Here is a 15,086-nt window from a genome sequence, read left to right as displayed (position 1 = left end):
GCCCACTCGGCAAGGAAGGGGAGCCGGCGTGCCCACCGGCGTGGCGATTCGCGAGGTTCGCGGCAAGCTGTTCGACGCCGCCGAGCGCATCCTGCTCCACGCCGGGCCGAACGCGCTCACCAGCCGCGCGGTCACCACGGAGGCGGGCGTCGCGAAGGGCGTGCTGCACCGGCACTTCGACGACTTCGACGCGTTCCTCGTCGAGCTCGTCGAGGATCGGATCACCCGGTTCGACAAGCAGACCGCGACGCTGCGCGAGGCCGCCGGCACGGGCACCGTCGCCGACCACCTCACCGACGCGCTGCTCGACCTGTTCGGCTCGGTCGCCCTGTCGATCGTCGGCCTCATCATCGCCCGCGACGAGCTGCGCAGGCGGCTGCGCCGCGACCGGCCGCACGGCGTCCCGGTGCTGAACGAGGGCGCGGCCATGATCACCGCGTACCTCACCGCCGAGCGCGAGCTGGGTCGCATCGCCGCGGACGCGGACGTCCACAACGTCGCCCTCATGCTGATCGGCACCGGGCACCTGGTGTTCGCCGGCCGCGACGGCGTGCCGCCGGAGCGGGCGGCCGTCCGCGAGGTCGTCACGACCGCCCTCGCCGGCGTCAGGTGACGGGGTCAGCGGCGAGTCCGCGGTCCGGGCTGAGCGCCGGCGCGCGGCCGAACTGCTGAGATCATCGGTGTCTGATCATCGGTGGCTGGAGGAGGGCATGGTCGCGCTCGGGTTCGTCGCCGCCGTGCTCTCGGCCGTGCTCTCCAGCGTCGCCACGCTCGTGCAGGCCCGCGGCGCGCGCGACATGGGCCACCGCCGGGCGCGCGTCTGGTACGTCGGCGGCCTCGCGCTGGACCTCGTCGGGTGGGCGATGTCCGCCTACGCGCTGCGGTACCTGCCGGTGTTCGCGGTCCAGGCGATCGTCGCGAGCCAGGTGGCGCTGACGGTCATCGGCGCGCACGTGCTTTCCACGGCGCGCGCCGGGCGGTACCAGATCGCCGCCGCCGCCGCGTGCGTCGCCGGGCTCGGGGTGGTCGCGGCGAGCGGCAGCACCGGCGACGCGCCGGTCGACGCCTCGGTCGTCGACACCGTGCTCGTCGTGGCGCTCGCGGCCATGGCGATCGCGATCCCGGTCGCCGTACGTACCGGCAGCCCCGACGGCCGCGCGGCGATCGCGGGGCTCGCGTTCGGCTGCGTCGCGGTGGCGGTCCGGTCGCTGCACCAGCGGCTCGACGAGCTGAGCGAGCTCGTCCGCCAGCCGGCCGCGTATGCGATCCCGGCGTTCGCCGCGATCGGCGCGGTCATGTTCGCGCTGGCGTTGCGCCGCGGCGGTGCGAGCGCGGTCGCCGCGATCGTCGTGGGGCTGGAGATGCTCGCCGCGGGTGCGCTGGGCATGGCGCTGCTGGGCGACGGCATCCGGCCGGGCTGGCAGGCACCGTGCGCGATCGGGGTGCTCGTCGCGGTCGCCGCGCTGGGTGCCCTCGCGCGCACCGGCGATCGGGTGGGCTGGCATGCTGGATCACATGGGCCGTGAGGAGATGCGGGCCGGCGACAGTGACCGCCAGGCCGTGGCGGAGAAGCTGAAGCAGGCGCACGACGAGGGTCGGCTGGATCTCGCCGAGTACGACGAGCGCCTGCAGCAGGCGTACGCGGCCAAGACCTACGGCGAGCTGGACGCGCTGCTCGACGACCTGCCCGGCACGTCCGCCGCCCCACGGCCGGCCGCGGCGCCCGCGGCGACGCCGGCGCCACCGCCCGAGAAGCGTTCCGCACGCGCCGGCCAGCTCGTCCGCGCGTGGCTCGGCGGCTTCGGCGGCATCTTCGTGATCTGCACCGCGATCTGGCTCGCGACGAGCATCGGCAACGGCCATGTCGAGTACTTCTGGCCGGTGTGGCTGCTCATCCCGATGGCCTTCGGCGTGCTCGGCCGGCTGGGCGGCGGCCGCCGCGACTCCTGAATGGACGGTCAGCTGCCTCGTGGGTAGACCTTGAGCACCTTGCCGTCCAGGTTGGCCTCGACGTAACCCGCGCCGTAGTCGTCGATGAGGTAGTACAGCATCGCCGGGGTCTCGTCGAAGAGGTCCGGCTGCACGACGAGGTAGCGCAGGGTCGGCTTGTCGATGCGCAGGTCCTTCGCGGCGCGCTTCGCCAGCGCGGGTATCGCGTCCCAGTTGACCTTGGCGAGGTCGAGCACGGCCTGGTCGGCGTCGACGCCGTCCGCTCCGGTGCGGGCGGCCACGCCGTCGCGGTACTCGAAGGCGTCGAACCCGTTCTCCACCGCCTTGGTCGGTGCGGTCGCCGTCGCGTAGTCGCCGTAGATGTTGAGCTGGGACACCGTGGTGCCGCCCATCTCGTCGGTGAGCGCGGCGACGGCGGTCCGCGCGCCGTCGGGGGTGAGCAGGTTCTCCGCGGCGTCCGGCGTGGGCGGGGGCACCGTCTGCGCGGGGGAGGCCTGCGTGCCGGGGAAGCCGACGGTGTTGGTCGTGGTGCCCTCGCCGCTGCCGGCGTTCGTGGTGCCGCCGGTGTCGTCCTTCGCGAACGTTCGGGTCATGATCAGCACGGCGGCCGCGATCGCCACGACCGCGGCCAGCGACACCGCCGCCGCCACGAGGCCGGCCTTGTTGCGTCGGGGTTCGGGCGGCTGCTGGTAGCTCGGCACAGCCGGCTGCGGGTACCGGGGCGGTGGCCGGAACTGCTGCTGGTACTGCGGGCCGGAGGGCACACCGGCTTCGGCGGCGGCGAGCATCCGGTCGAGCTGCTCGCCGTTGGGCCGGGCGGCCGGGTCGGGGACGAGGACCGAGGTGAGGGTGGACGTCAGCGATCCGGCCCGGCGGGGTGGCGGCACCGGCTCGGTCATCACCGCGGCGAGCGTCGCCATCGTGCTCGCCCGCCGCATCGGGTGGTAGCCCTCGACGGCGACGTAGAGCAGCATCGCGAGCGACCACAGATCCGAGGCGGTCTGCGTCTCGTCGCCGTGCAGCCGCTCCGGCGCGATGTACTCCGGCGAGCCGATCACCTCGCCGGTCGCGGTGAGCGTGGTCGAGTCGCGCAGCGCGGCGATGCCGAAGTCGGTGAGCACCGCGCTGCCGTCCGGTCGCAGCAGGACGTTGCCCGGCTTCACGTCGCGGTGGTGAATGCCGGCCGCGTGCGCGGCCCGGAGCGCACCCAGCACCCCGCGCCCGATGCGCGCGGCCTCCTGCGGTGCGAGCGGGCCCTGGCGCAGGCGGGCGTCGAGCGAGGTGCCGCGCACCAGCTCCATGACGATCCACGGGAACGGCGATCCCTCGTTCTCGAGGATCTGGTAGATCGACACGACGTTGGGGTGCTGCAGCCGGGCGAGCGCGCGGGACTCGCGCATGACCCGTTCCCGTTGCTGCGCGGCCAGTTCGGGGCTGTGCTCGTAGAGGGCGGCGTCGGGAGGCCGTACCTCCTTGATCGCCACCTCGCGGTGCAGCTCCAGATCGCGGGCGCGCCACACCGTCCCCATGCCCCCGCTGCCCAGCCGCTCCAGCAGCTCGAACCGCCCGCCGACGAGCCGTCCGGTATGTCCTCGCTCCGACATCGCGCACAACCTAGCAACCGCGCGGCCGCATCCGTACGGAAACCGCCGTTCAGGCGCGGGATCGTGCGCGCACGGCCGCACGGCCGGCCAGCCCGACGGCGAACATGCCCACGCCCGCGACGACCGACTGCCACGGCAGCGTCGCGACCAGCGCCAGGCAGCCGGCGACACCCAGCACGTTCAGGGCCCGCGGCCAGCGCCGCTGGGCCGGGGGCTGCGTGTACGCGGCCGTGTTGGCGATCGCGTAGTAGATCAGCACGCCGAACGAGGAGAAGCCGATCACGCCGCGCAGATCCGTCGTGGCGACGAGCACGCAGACCACGACGGCGAGCGCGACCTCGGCGTGGTGTGGCACCAGGAAGCGGGGGTGGACGGCGGCGAGCCAGGCGGGCAGGTCACGGTGGCGGGCCATGGCGAGGCAGGTGCGGCCGACACCCGCGATCAGCGCCAGCAGCGCGCCGAGCGCCGCGACCGCGCCCCCGACGTGCACTACCGGCGCGAGCGCGCCGGCGCCCGCGGCGCGAACGGCGGCGACCAGCGGGGCGGTGGCCGAGGCCAGCCGCTCCGGGCCCGCCGCGAGCAGCGCCGCCAAGCCGACCACGACGTAGACCGCGACGGTGATCAGCAGCGCGATGGGGATGGCGCGCGGGATCGTGCGCCGCGGATCGCGGACCTCCTCACCCATGGTGGCGATGCGCGCGTAGCCGGCGAAGGCGAAGAACAGCAGCCCCGCGGACTGGAAGACGCCGTAGGCGTTCGGCGCCGGCCCGGCGAGGTTCGCGGCACCGGCGTGGCCGCCGGCCGCGATGCCGACGACCACGACGGCCAGGGCGGTCAGGCTCGCGGCGACCAGGATGCGGGTCAGCAGCGCGGTCTTGGTGACGCCCCGGTAGTTGAGGGCGGCGAGGGCCAGCACCGCGGCCACCGCCGCCGCGCGTTGCGTCCACACCGGACCGGGCACGGCGTAGGACGCGAAGGTGAGTGCCATCGCCGCGCACGAGGCGGTCTTGCCGGCGACGAATCCCCACCCGGCCGTGAAGCCCCACCAGTGGCCGAGGCGCTCGCGGCCGTAGATGTAGGTGCCGCCGGAGGTCGGGTACGCGGCGGCCAGCTGCGCCGAGGCGGTGGCGTTGCAGTAGGCGACCACGGCGGCGAGCACGAGGCCGGCGAGCAGCCAGGAGCCGGCCGCCCGCGCCGCCGGCCCGAACGCGGCGAACACGCCTGCCCCGATCATCGCCCCGAGCCCGATGACCACGGCGTCGCCCGTGCCCAGGCGCCGCGCGAGCCGACCGTCCATGTGCGACCCGTCCGTCACGCGTCGGCGGTGAGGACGAACGCGGGGGAGGACCAGTAGTCGCACAGGGGCTCGACCACGACGTTGCGGTAACCGCACGCGGTGAGCTGGTCGGCCCACGCCGTGGCCGGCTGCTCCCAGGTGCTCCGCGTGGCGCCGGGTGCGAGCTGCCCGGCGAGGACGGGCATGAGGAACCCTTGTGCCACGAGGTCCCGGTCGGCGCCGTACTCGGCGAGACCCTGCTCGTAGGTGTCGGCGAGGAACGTGAGGTGCTCGGTGCTGCCGGGCGGGTGGCCGGGCACGTCGAACTCCGCGAGCACGAGGTGGCCGACGTGCCCGCGCAGCGCGGTCAGCATCGCCGCGCGTTCCTCGTGCGGCAGCGCGTGCAGGGCGAAAGTGGACTCGGCGAGGTCGAACCCACCGGCCGTTCCGGTGGCGAACGTGGTGGCATCGGTGGCGTGCGCCGTGACCGCCCCGCCGTACCCGTCGAGCGCCGAACTTGCTTGGGTGAGCAACGCGGGCGACGGTTCGACCAAGGTCACCGCGGGGCAGTGGCCGGACGCCGCCAGCGCCGGGACGAGCGCCCGGCCGTCCCCGCACCCGAGGTCCACGAGCGAGCGCACGCCGAAACGGTCGTACCGCTCGGCGAGCGCGGCGGTGGTCGCGTCGTAGAGCCGGATGTTGCCGCCACCCCGGATGAACGCCGTGAACGCGGCCGGCTGGTCGTACACCCGCCCGCCGCCCTCGCCCGCGAGGTACGCGGCGAGCGCGGCGTTGAGCAGCGGCCGCCGCACCCGGGCGGCGAGCTCCGCCCGTGCCCGCGCCTGGTCACCGTCCATGAGCGCCCGCAGCGCGGACACCTCCCCACCTGGTTCCACGGGACGACCTTACTGATCTGCCCAGGCGCGCCCGCCATGTTTTGTCTCCGCTGTGCCGGGACCGGTCGGGCACCACGATCCTCGCCGCGCTGCGGTGGGCCGCGGGCGCGGTGAAGATCAGCTGCGACCGGCCGCCCCGACCGGCGAACCTCTGCGACTTCTCCACCGCGGGCCGCCTGACCTGTTCGGTCAGCGCACGGAGGCCGTCGCGTAGAGCCAGGGGCGGGTCGGCACGATCTTGGGAAGCGGGTCGAGGATCTCGCGTTCCTCGAAGGTGAAGCCCGCCTGCTCGATCGCGGTGGGGGTGTCGCGGTTGGGGTGGCAGCCGCCGGCCAGCCAGATGCACAGCGGGGTCGCGAGGCGCTGCCAGCGTGCGTGGCCGCCGGTGTTGCGGACGTGCTCGAGAACCGCGAGCCGGCCGCCCGGCTTGAGCACGCGCCGCGCCTCGGCGAGGGTCTTCGCCTGGTCGGCGACCGAGCAGAGCACGAGCGTGAAGACGACCGCGTCCACGGCGGCGTCCGCGAACGGCAGCGTCTCCGCCGGCGCGGCGGTGACGTCCACGGGCACGGCCGCCTGGTCGAGCTTCGCGGTGAGGCGGGTCCGCATCGCCGGGTCGGGCTCGACCGCGTGCACCCGCGTGGCGGCACGGAAGTGCGGGAGGTTCGCGCCCGTGCCGGCGCCGACGTCGAGCACGACGCCGGGCAGGTCGGCGAGCAGGCGGGCCCGCAGCGGCGCGAAGATCTCGCGCTCGGCGGCGCCGTTCATCCTGTCGTACAACGCGGCGAACACCGGGTGTCCGGTCATGGCGCCTACTCTGACGGCTACCGCAGGTGCGCGGCCAGCCGGGTCAGGCCGTCGTTGATGCGATCGTCCGGCAGGCCGGAGAAGTTCAGCCGCGCGTGGTTGTGTTCCGGCTCCGTCGGGAAGAACGTCGTGCCCGGCACGTACGCCACGCGCGCCTCGGGCAGCGCGACGTCGCGCATGAACGCCACCGTGTCGAAGCCGGACGGGAACGTGAGCCAGGTGAACAGGCCGCCCTGCGGGGTCGTGTGCCGGACGGTGCCGGGGAAGGCGTCGTCGAGGATGCCCAGCATCAGGTCGCGCTTGTGCCGGTACGCATCGCGCATCGTGACGATGTGCGCGTCGATGTCGTAGCGGTCCAGGTACAGCGACACGGCCGCCATGTTGAGCGTGCTGCACTGCGTGTCCGCGGCGAGCTTGAGCAGCCCCAGCTTCTCCAGCACGTCGCCGTCGGCCACGGCCCAGCCGAGACGCATGCCCGGCGCCAGGATCTTGGAGAAGCTGCCGAGGTGCACGACCCGCCCCTCGGTGTCGAGGCTCTTCAGCGTCGGCAGGTGCTCGCCGTCGTAGCGCAGCGCGCGGTACGGGGTGTCCTCGACGACCAGCAGGTCGTACTCGTTTGCCAGCTCGATGAGCCGGCGCCGGCGCTCGAGGCTCATCGTCACGCCGGTCGGGTTCTGGAACTCCGGCACGGTGTACAGCAACCGAGCCCGTGGCGACCCGGCCAGCACGCGTGCGAGGTCGTCGGTGTCCATTCCGGACTCGTCGGTGCGCACGGGCGCGTAGTCCGGCTCGAACGGGTTGAACGCAATCAGCGCGCCGAGGAACGTCGGGTTCTCCGTGACCACCGTGTCGCCCGGGTTCAGCACGAGCTTCCCGGCGAGGTCGAGGCCCTGCTGCGCGCCCTGGATGATCAGCACGTCGTCCGCGCCGCGGTCGATGCCGTCGGCGGCGAGCCGCTTGGCCACGTGCTCGCGCAGCTCCGGCAGCCCGTCGGACGGGCAGTACTGCAAGGACAACGGGTTCCCGGCGAGCAGCTCGTCGTAGACCGCGCGCAGTTCGGCCATGGGGAACAGCGCCGGATCCGGGTAGCCGCCGCCGAAGGAGATGATCCGCGGGTCGGCCCCGTGCCGCAGCAGGTCCCTGATCGCGGAGGGCACGACTCGGCGCACCCGGTCTGCGTACTTCACGACCCATCCTCGCAAACGTACGGTCTTGATCGGCTTGAGTCTTACGTTCGTCAGTCTATGATTGCTCGCGACGTGTCAATCGACAAGGAGATTTCCGTGCCGCTGCCGCCGCGCCTCGACGAGACGGACGTGCAGATCCTCGAGTACCTCTCCGGCGACGCCCGGCTATCCCAGCGCGCGATCGCCCGGGCGGTCGGCATGTCGCCGCCCGCGGTCGCCGATCGGATCGGCCGGCTCGAGTCGCTCGGCGTGATCCGGGGCTACCGCGCGGAGCTCGACTACGCGCTGCTCGGCCGGTCGCTCACGGTCGTCGTCGGCATCGCCTCCGAGCGCAGCGACAACCAGCGCGAGCTGGCGCGGAAGGTCGTGCAGATCCCCGAGGTCGAGGCCGTCGACCTGGTGACCGGCAAGGACGACCTGCAGGTGCGGCTGCGGGTGCGCGACCAGGACCACCTCAACGAGGTGTACTTCGAACGCCTGCTCGCCCTGCCCGGCATCCGGCACACCGAGACCGCGCTCGTCCTCTACGCCTACACACCCGACAACTTCGCCAAGCGGGTACTGACCAGCCTGGCAGCCACTTCGACGACGCCGCACCGGGAGGAACCGTGACAGGACCGTGCGCTCCCCAACCGCAGCCAAGGGGACCGGGACGCGACAGAGCCACAGGTACGTGCTCGACCGCACTGATTCGATCAAAGGCGACCAACAGGGTTGATCCCGGGGAGGCGGAACTGCCATGACCGAGCACTTCAGCACCGAGGCCAGTGGCACGCCGACCGCGCCCGGCCGCTACGTGACCGTCGGCGACGTCGAGGCCGTCGAGTTCGTCGAGGGCCTGGAGTTCCGGCCGGTGCTCGCGCCGAACACCATGGTCAACTTCGTGGACTTCGCGGAGCACACGACCGCCCCGCTGCACGTCCACGAGGAGGAGCAGATCACGATCGTCCTCGAGGGCGAGTTCGAGTTCACCTTGGACGGGGAGACCCGCACGATGCGCGCGGGCGACGTCGCCGTGATCCCGTCATGGGTGCCGCACGGCGCGCAGACCAGGGACACGACGTGCCGCGAGATCGACGTGTTCAACCCGCCGCGCAAGTCGCTGCTCGACCACGCCCGCAAGCAGGCCGGCGACTGACGTGCACGCGGTCCGGGTCACGGCGTTCGGCGCGGAGGACGTGCTCGAGTACGCGGAGCTGCCCGATCCCGAGCCGGCCGCCGGGCAGGTGCGCGTCCGGCTGCACGCCGCGGGCGTCAACCCCGCCGACACCTACGTCCGCACCGGCCACTACGCGTTCTTCACCCCGGAGCTGCCGTACACGCCGGGCTTCGACGGCGCCGGCGTGGTCGACGCGGTCGGCGCGGGGGTCGTGTCCGTGTCGCCCGGCGACCGGGTCTTCGTGAGCTCGCTGGGCACGCCGGGGTTCTCCGGCGCCTACGCGGAGCTCGCCGTCACCGCCGCCGCCGACGTGCGGCCGCTGCCGGGCTCGCTGACCTTCCGGCAGGGCGCCGCGATCGGCGTCCCGTGCGCGACGGCGTGGCGCGCACTGTTCCAGAAGGCCGCCCTCCAGCCCGGCGAAACCGTGCTGATCCACGGTGCGAGCGGCGGTGTCGGTCTGCCCGCCACGCAGCTCGCGCGCGACGCCGGCGCGACCGTGATCGGTACCGCGGGCAGCCCGGCAGGCGCGGAGCTCGTCCGCGCGGCCGGCGCGCACCACGTCCTCGACCACACGTCCGCCGGCTACCTCGATGAGCTCGCCGACCTGGCGCCGGACGTGATCGTCGAGATGCTGGCCGACGTCAACCTCGGCCACGACCTCGAGGTCGTCGCGCGGTACGGCCGGATCGTCGTCGTCGGCAGCCGCGGCTCGCTCGACTTCACCCCGCGCCTCACGATGCGCAAGGAGGCCACGATCCACGGCACCGCCCTGTGGAACGCGACCGCGGCCGAGTCGGCCGCCGCCCTCGCCGCGGTCGCGGCCAAGCTCGGTTCCGGGACGCTCGCGCCCGTCGTCGGCGACGAGCTGCCGCTGCGGGAGGCCGCCGAGGCACACCGGCGTGTCCTCGCACCCGGCACGCGCGGCAAGCTCGTCCTCGTGATGTGAGCTCAGGTGAGCGGGAACGGCGACTGCCACCACCACGGCGTTCGGCTGAGCTCGAGCCGGTCGACCCACTTGACCCACCAGAAGCCACGGCGGCCGGGCGCGACGAGTCGGACCGGGTAGCCGTGGCCGGGGCGTAGGGGCTTGCCGTCGATCGTCGTGGCGAGCAGCAGGCGGTCGAGGTCGGCGACGGGCAAGCGGATCCAGTAGCCGGTGCTGGACCGGACGAGCACGCTGCGTGCCTCGCCGGGGTGGGGGAGCAGTGCGCGGACCGGGACGCCGGCCCAGTCGTGCTCGGCATACCAGCCGGACGTGCAGTCGAGCGTGGCGCGCACGCGCGTGCCGAACGCGGCCAGGTCCGCGAGTGCGAGCGAACGCGTCGTGCGGCCGTCGTCGACGGCGAGGCGCCAGCGGTCCGGGTCGACGACCGGGGTGGTGTCGTCGAGCCACGAGTAGCTGGGCATCGCGGCGGCGTCGAACGAGCCGGCCTCGTAGGAGCCGGTGAAGCGCCGCCGGCTGCCGGGCAGGCCGGCGACGGTGACGACCGCGGTCTGCGCGAGGTACAGGCCGGCCGCGGCACCCGTGAACAGGCCTGCCCGCAGCAGCGAGCGGCGGGACAGGTCCGCGCGGCGTGGCCGGGGCCGCCGGGCGATGGCGTGCCAGACGGCGAGGGGAAGCAGCACGAGCGCGGCGGCGACGTGGATCCACATCACGAGCACGCCGCCGACGGTGCGCACGAGCCCGGTCGTGTAGCCGAGGCCGGCGAGCAGCGTCGTCACCACGAGGCCCGCGAGCAGCAGCGACAGCCAGCGGGTCAGCCGGTGGCGGCGCAGCCCGCGCCGCACGACGCGACCCTTCCACGGCACCAGCAGCACGACCGCCATCGCCACGATCCCGTGGGCGATGACGACCCACCGGCCGGTGGCGGAGCCCGTCGCGACCGCGCCGAGGCCGGTGGCGAACGCCAGCAGCAGCGCGGTCAGCAGCGCCAGGTTCGTCACCCGCCCGGCCGGACCGCGCCAGGCGGTGGCGAGCGGGCCCCGCGGACGCGGGCGATCGCCGCGGACGGTCCTCGAGGCCATGGTGCCGACGGTAAGCGCCGCCGGCCGAGCGGGAAAGGCGGCACCGGCTCGGCGGTGCCACGTGCAAAACGACATAAATCCGGCAAACGCTTATTTCGCGTCGGCGAAAAGGGCGCCCGCGCTCGATTGCCGGACCACCACCCGAGCGGTCGACGCCCGCGCCCCGGGACCGGTGACCGGAGTCCGAAGTGGCGCCTGCGATCACCCCGAGTCACGCATTTGGTTACTTCGCAACCATTCCGGGTTACGGCTACCGCCGAGGTACCGCCGACCGGAGTAGACGGGACCGGCTGATCGGCGCACAGAATGGCGCGGATCGCCGATCTTCCGGCGGATATGACACCCGCGCGGATCGCTTGTCTCGCGGCGTTGCAAACGGTTAGAGTCCGACTCGGTTGGACATTAACGAGCCATAACAAGCCAGGGTTGCCCGAGCGCGCACGGGCCGCTTTTCCGTGCGTACGGCCGAGCAATCCAAGGGGATGATGACGCTGTCATTAGCCGAGCTGCCGGAGCGTACGACCGGGCTACCCGGAACTTCATGGCAGGTTCGGCGAGACACGTCGCCGCGCCCGGGCGACCCGGCGGAGGTCGCGCGATGACGGGCGACGAGTCGGCCGGCAACTTAGCCAGCCGGGCCCGCAGCCAACGGCGAGCGCGCGCCCTGCCGCGCACCACCGCCGTCCCGGCGGAGCCGGCCCGATGAGCGCGGCCCCGTTGTCCGCGGTACCTCCGGAGTGGATGGTCGCCGACCGGCCGGGCATCCCGGACGGCACCGTGGGCGAGCTGATCGCCGCGACCGCCACGGCGCAGCCGGACGCCGTCGCCGTGCGCCAGTGGGACACCGAGCTCACCTACGCGGAGCTGCTGGCCGCCGCCCGCCGGCTCGCCGCGACGCTGCACGCGGCCGGCATCCGGCCCGAGGACCGGGTCGGCATCTGCGTCGGGCGGCATCCCGGACTGCTCGTGGCACTCGTCGGCGTGCTGCTGTCCGGCGGCGCCTACGTTCCCCTCGACCCCGATCTGCCGGCGTTGCGGCTGACCGACACCGCGCGGGACGCGGGCGTGACGTGCGTGGTCGCCGACGCCGCCGGCCGCTCCGTGTTCGCCGGTACCGACGTGTCCATGGTCGACCTTCCGGATGCGGGGCGGGACGACTTCACCTGCCCGGCCGTGCCGGCGAACGCGGCCTACGTCATCTACACGTCCGGCTCGACCGGCCGGCCCAAGGGCGTCGTCGTCAGCCACGCCAACGTGGCGGCGTTCATGACCGGCATCCGCGAGCGTGGCCGGATGGAGCACGGCGCGCGGGCGCTCGCGATCACGTCGATCGCCTTCGACGTGTCGGTGCTGGAGCTGCTGGTGGCGCTCATGGTCGGCGCGTCCGTGCAGCTCGCCGCCGAGGCCGACCGGGCGGACCCGGACCGGTTGCGCCGCTTCCTGGTCGCCCACGAGGTGACCTGGGCCGAGGTGGCGCCCGCGCTGCTCCCGCTCCTCGACCCGGCCGACCTGCCGCTCGTGCGCGCGGTCGTGACCGGGGCCGAGGCGCCCGGCCCCGAGCAGGTGGCCCGCTGGACCGCGAACGGACGGCGGCTGATGAACGGCTACGGCCCGACCGAGACCACCGTCGCGGTCGCCGGGTTCGTCGTGTCCGGCGAGTGGCACACGCCGATCCCGATCGGCCGCCCGATGCTCAACCACCGCCTGTACGTGGTCGACGAGGACCTCCGCCTGGTGCCGCCGGAGGTCCCGGGCGAGCTGCTGATCGGCGGGCCCGGTGTCAGCCGGGGCTACCTCGGTGCGCCCGGCCTCACCGCCGACCGCTTCGTGCCCGACCCGTTCGGCGCGGTGCCCGGCGAGCGCCTCTACCGCTCCGGCGACCTGGTCAGCTGGGGCGCCGACGGGCAGCTGCGGTTCCACGGCCGCACCGACCGCCAGGTCAAGGTGCGTGGCCAGCGGGTGGAGCTGGCCGAGGTCGAGGCGGCCGTACGGGCGCACCCGGACGTCGGGCACGCGGTGGTGGCCGCCGTGCCCGGCCGGACCGAGGTGAGCCTGGCCGCGTTCGTCACGCCGGCGAACGCGCCGGACGACGCCGAGCTGCGCGACTACCTCACCGCCCGGCTGCCGGCCGTCATGGTGCCGACCCGCTTCCGCCGGCTCGCCGAGCTGCCGCTGACCCCGTCGGACAAGGTGGACGTGGCCGCGCTGGTGGCCGGCCTGACGGCGGAGCTGCCCGCCGGAGTCGCGGACGTGCCGGGCGTGCCCGCGGAGGTCGTCGTCATCTGGTGCGACGTGCTCGGCGTGCCGGCCGTGTCCGCCGAGGACGACTTCTTCGCCGGCGGCGGGCACTCGCTCGCGGCCATGCGCCTGGTCGCCGCGCTGCGCCAGCAGCTGCGCCGCGACGTCGCGGTCGAGGACGTGTTCGCCGCCCGCACGCTCGGCGGGCTCGCCAAGCGGGTCGCGGCCGCCGCCGAGCTGTCCGATGTGGACGGTACAGACCTGCCGACCGGGAACCCGCCGGCGTTGTCCGCGGCCCAGCGCCGGCTGTGGTTCCTCGACCAGCTCGCCCCGGACGCCGCCGCGTACAACATCGCGCTCGCGCAGCGGCTGCACGGGCACCTCGACCTCGACGCATTGCGCCGCGCGCTCGTCGAGGTGGTGGCGCGGCACGACGTGCTGCGCTGGCGGGTGCCGCACGAGGGCGGCCACCCGTACGCGGTTCTCGGCCCGGTCGCCGAGGTGCCGCTGCCGGTCGAGGACCTCAGCTCCCTGCCCGCCGACGAGCGCGAGCGGGTGGTGCGCGACCGGCTGCACGCCGAGGCCGGTACGCGGTTCGACCTCGCCGCGGGCGGGCTGCTGCGGGCGCGGTTGCTGCGGCTCGGCGCGACGGAGCACGTCCTGGCGATCACGGCGAACCACGCGGTGTTCGACGGCTGGTCCGAGCGGATCCTCTACCAGGAGCTGGCCGCCGCGTACGCCGGCACGGTGCGGCCGCCACTGCCCGCCGCGTTCGCCGACTACGTCGCCTGGCGCGAGGAGCGGTCCGGCCGGCGTGGCAAGGACGACCTGGCGTGGTGGACCGGGCACCTCGGCGGCGCGCCGACCGTGCTCGACCTGCCGCGCGACCACCCGCGCCCGGCCGAGCAGAGCTACGCGGGCGAGTTCGCGGCCGCCGACCTGCGCCCGGCCACCGACGCGGCGATCCGGGCGCTCGCCGCGGAGCTGGGCGCGACCCCGTCGACCGTGGTGCTCGCCGCGTACGGCGAGTTGCTCCGCCGCGTGGCCGGCCGGGACGAGGTGGTCATCGGCTCGCCGGTCGCGGACCGCCGGCACGCCGCGTTCGCCGACCTGATCGGCTTCTTCGTCGACATCGTGCCGCTGCGGCTGGGCCGCACCGGCGACAGCACCTTCGTCGAGCTGGTCACCGGTTGCCGCGACGAGCTGTTCGACGCGCTGGCGCACCCGGACGCACCCCTCGAGCAGATCGTGGACGCGTTGACCCTGCCGCGCGACCCGTCCCGCGGCGCGCTCGTCCAGGTGCTGTTCAACGTCTACAACTTCGCCCAGGCGCCGCTGGAGCTGCCGGGCATCCGGGTCGAGCCGCTGCCGCCCGGCGTGCCGGGCTCGCCGTTCGACCTCACCACCTACCTGGTCGAACGCGACGGGCGGATGCGCTTCGAGCTCGTCTACAACCCGGATCTATTTGCCGCGCAACGGATCGAGACGATGCTGGCCGCGCTCGTCCACCTGCTCGACGCCGCGCTGGCCGACCCGCTCGCCCCGGTCGGCTCGTTCGCGATCCCGCAGCTCGGCACGCTGCGGGCGGGCCTGACCGCGGAGCCGGTGCCGAGTACCGAGCCGGTCCGCGCCGAGCCGGCCGAGCCGCCCGGCGGGCCGACCGAGCGGGTCGTGGCCGCCGCGTGGTGCGCGGTGCTGCGGCGGGAGTCCGTCGGCGTGACCCAGAACTTCTTCGACCTCGGCGGCACGTCCATGGACCTGGTGTCCCTGGCGAAGCTGCTGCCCGGCGAGCCACGGGTGGTCGACCTGTTCAGCTACCCGACCGTGCGCGCGCTGGCCGCGTTCCTCGACGGCCAGGCCGACCGCGCCGTGGTGTCGGGTGCCGCCGAGCGTGGTGCGGCCCGCCGCGGCCGGCGCCGGACGGCCGGCCGGGCCAGGAGAACATGA

General features: G+C 74.0%; 13 protein-coding genes. 7 read left to right on the top strand and 6 right to left on the bottom strand.

Annotated features, from left to right (window positions below; translation table 11 throughout):
* Positions 1-28: 28 nt before the first annotated feature.
* From VH969_RS16565 to VH969_RS16555, 3 genes are all read left to right on the top strand, one after another.
* Positions 29-613 (top strand): TetR/AcrR family transcriptional regulator, encoded by a 585-nt coding sequence (locus VH969_RS16565; protein WP_331975052.1) that lies wholly within the window; start codon positions 29-31, stop codon positions 611-613.
* A 67-nt stretch (positions 614-680) separates the two neighbouring features.
* Positions 681-1,526, top strand: a complete 846-nt coding sequence (locus VH969_RS16560) for a DMT family transporter (protein ID WP_331975050.1) — start codon at positions 681-683, stop codon at positions 1,524-1,526.
* Positions 1,516-1,950, top strand: a complete 435-nt coding sequence (locus VH969_RS16555; RefSeq protein WP_331975048.1) for a DUF1707 SHOCT-like domain-containing protein — start codon at positions 1,516-1,518, stop codon at positions 1,948-1,950. The genes VH969_RS16560 and VH969_RS16555 overlap by 11 nt, the downstream gene beginning before the upstream one ends.
* 8 nt (positions 1,951-1,958) lie before the next feature.
* On the opposite strand, the gene VH969_RS16550 is transcribed toward VH969_RS16555, so the two are convergent.
* The 5 genes from VH969_RS16550 to VH969_RS16530 form a co-directional block, all read right to left on the bottom strand.
* Positions 1,959-3,554, bottom strand: a complete 1,596-nt coding sequence (locus VH969_RS16550; protein WP_331975046.1) for a serine/threonine-protein kinase — start codon at positions 3,552-3,554, stop codon at positions 1,959-1,961.
* A gap of 49 nt (positions 3,555-3,603) precedes the next feature.
* Positions 3,604-4,851 carry an APC family permease gene (locus VH969_RS16545; RefSeq protein ID WP_331975084.1) on the bottom strand — a complete coding sequence of 416 codons (1,248 nt, stop codon included), beginning with the start codon at positions 4,849-4,851 and terminating at the stop codon, positions 3,604-3,606.
* A 14-nt stretch (positions 4,852-4,865) separates the two neighbouring features.
* Complete coding sequence (locus VH969_RS16540) at positions 4,866-5,726, bottom strand: class I SAM-dependent methyltransferase (protein ID WP_331975043.1); 861 nt, start codon at positions 5,724-5,726, stop codon at positions 4,866-4,868.
* Between the two features lie 189 nt (positions 5,727-5,915).
* Positions 5,916-6,530, bottom strand: a complete 615-nt coding sequence (locus VH969_RS16535) for a methyltransferase domain-containing protein (protein WP_331975041.1) — start codon at positions 6,528-6,530, stop codon at positions 5,916-5,918.
* A 17-nt stretch (positions 6,531-6,547) separates the two neighbouring features.
* The gene (locus tag VH969_RS16530; RefSeq protein WP_331975039.1) at positions 6,548-7,717 is read right to left on the bottom strand and encodes an aminotransferase-like domain-containing protein; all 1,170 of its coding nucleotides are present in this window, start codon (positions 7,715-7,717) and stop codon (positions 6,548-6,550) included.
* A gap of 72 nt (positions 7,718-7,789) precedes the next feature.
* On the opposite strand from VH969_RS16530, the gene VH969_RS16525 reads away from it, so the two are divergent.
* The 3 genes from VH969_RS16525 to VH969_RS16515 all read left to right on the top strand — a co-directional run bounded on the left by VH969_RS16525 (position 7,790) and on the right by VH969_RS16515 (position 9,822).
* Entirely contained in the window at positions 7,790-8,329 is a 540-nt protein-coding gene (locus VH969_RS16525) for an Lrp/AsnC family transcriptional regulator (RefSeq protein ID WP_331975037.1), read from the top strand.
* Between the two features lie 127 nt (positions 8,330-8,456).
* The gene (locus tag VH969_RS16520) at positions 8,457-8,855 is read left to right on the top strand and encodes a cupin domain-containing protein (RefSeq protein ID WP_331975035.1); all 399 of its coding nucleotides are present in this window, start codon (positions 8,457-8,459) and stop codon (positions 8,853-8,855) included.
* Between the two features lies 1 nt (position 8,856).
* Complete coding sequence (locus VH969_RS16515) at positions 8,857-9,822, top strand: NADPH:quinone reductase (protein ID WP_331975033.1); 966 nt, start codon at positions 8,857-8,859, stop codon at positions 9,820-9,822.
* Between the two features lie 2 nt (positions 9,823-9,824).
* On the opposite strand, the gene VH969_RS16510 is transcribed toward VH969_RS16515, so the two are convergent.
* The gene (locus tag VH969_RS16510) at positions 9,825-10,901 is read right to left on the bottom strand and encodes a molybdopterin-dependent oxidoreductase (protein ID WP_331975031.1); all 1,077 of its coding nucleotides are present in this window, start codon (positions 10,899-10,901) and stop codon (positions 9,825-9,827) included.
* Positions 10,902-11,603: 702 nt separating this feature from the next.
* Between VH969_RS16510 and VH969_RS16505 the strand changes: the two genes are divergently transcribed.
* Positions 11,604-15,086, top strand: a complete 3,483-nt coding sequence (locus tag VH969_RS16505) for a non-ribosomal peptide synthetase (RefSeq protein ID WP_331975029.1) — start codon at positions 11,604-11,606, stop codon at positions 15,084-15,086.

The sequence above is a fragment of the Actinophytocola sp. genome (genome assembly GCF_036555685.1).
Classification (GTDB): Bacteria; Actinomycetota; Actinomycetes; order Mycobacteriales; family Pseudonocardiaceae; genus Actinophytocola.
This window is presented reverse-complemented; position numbering and strand designations above follow the sequence as displayed.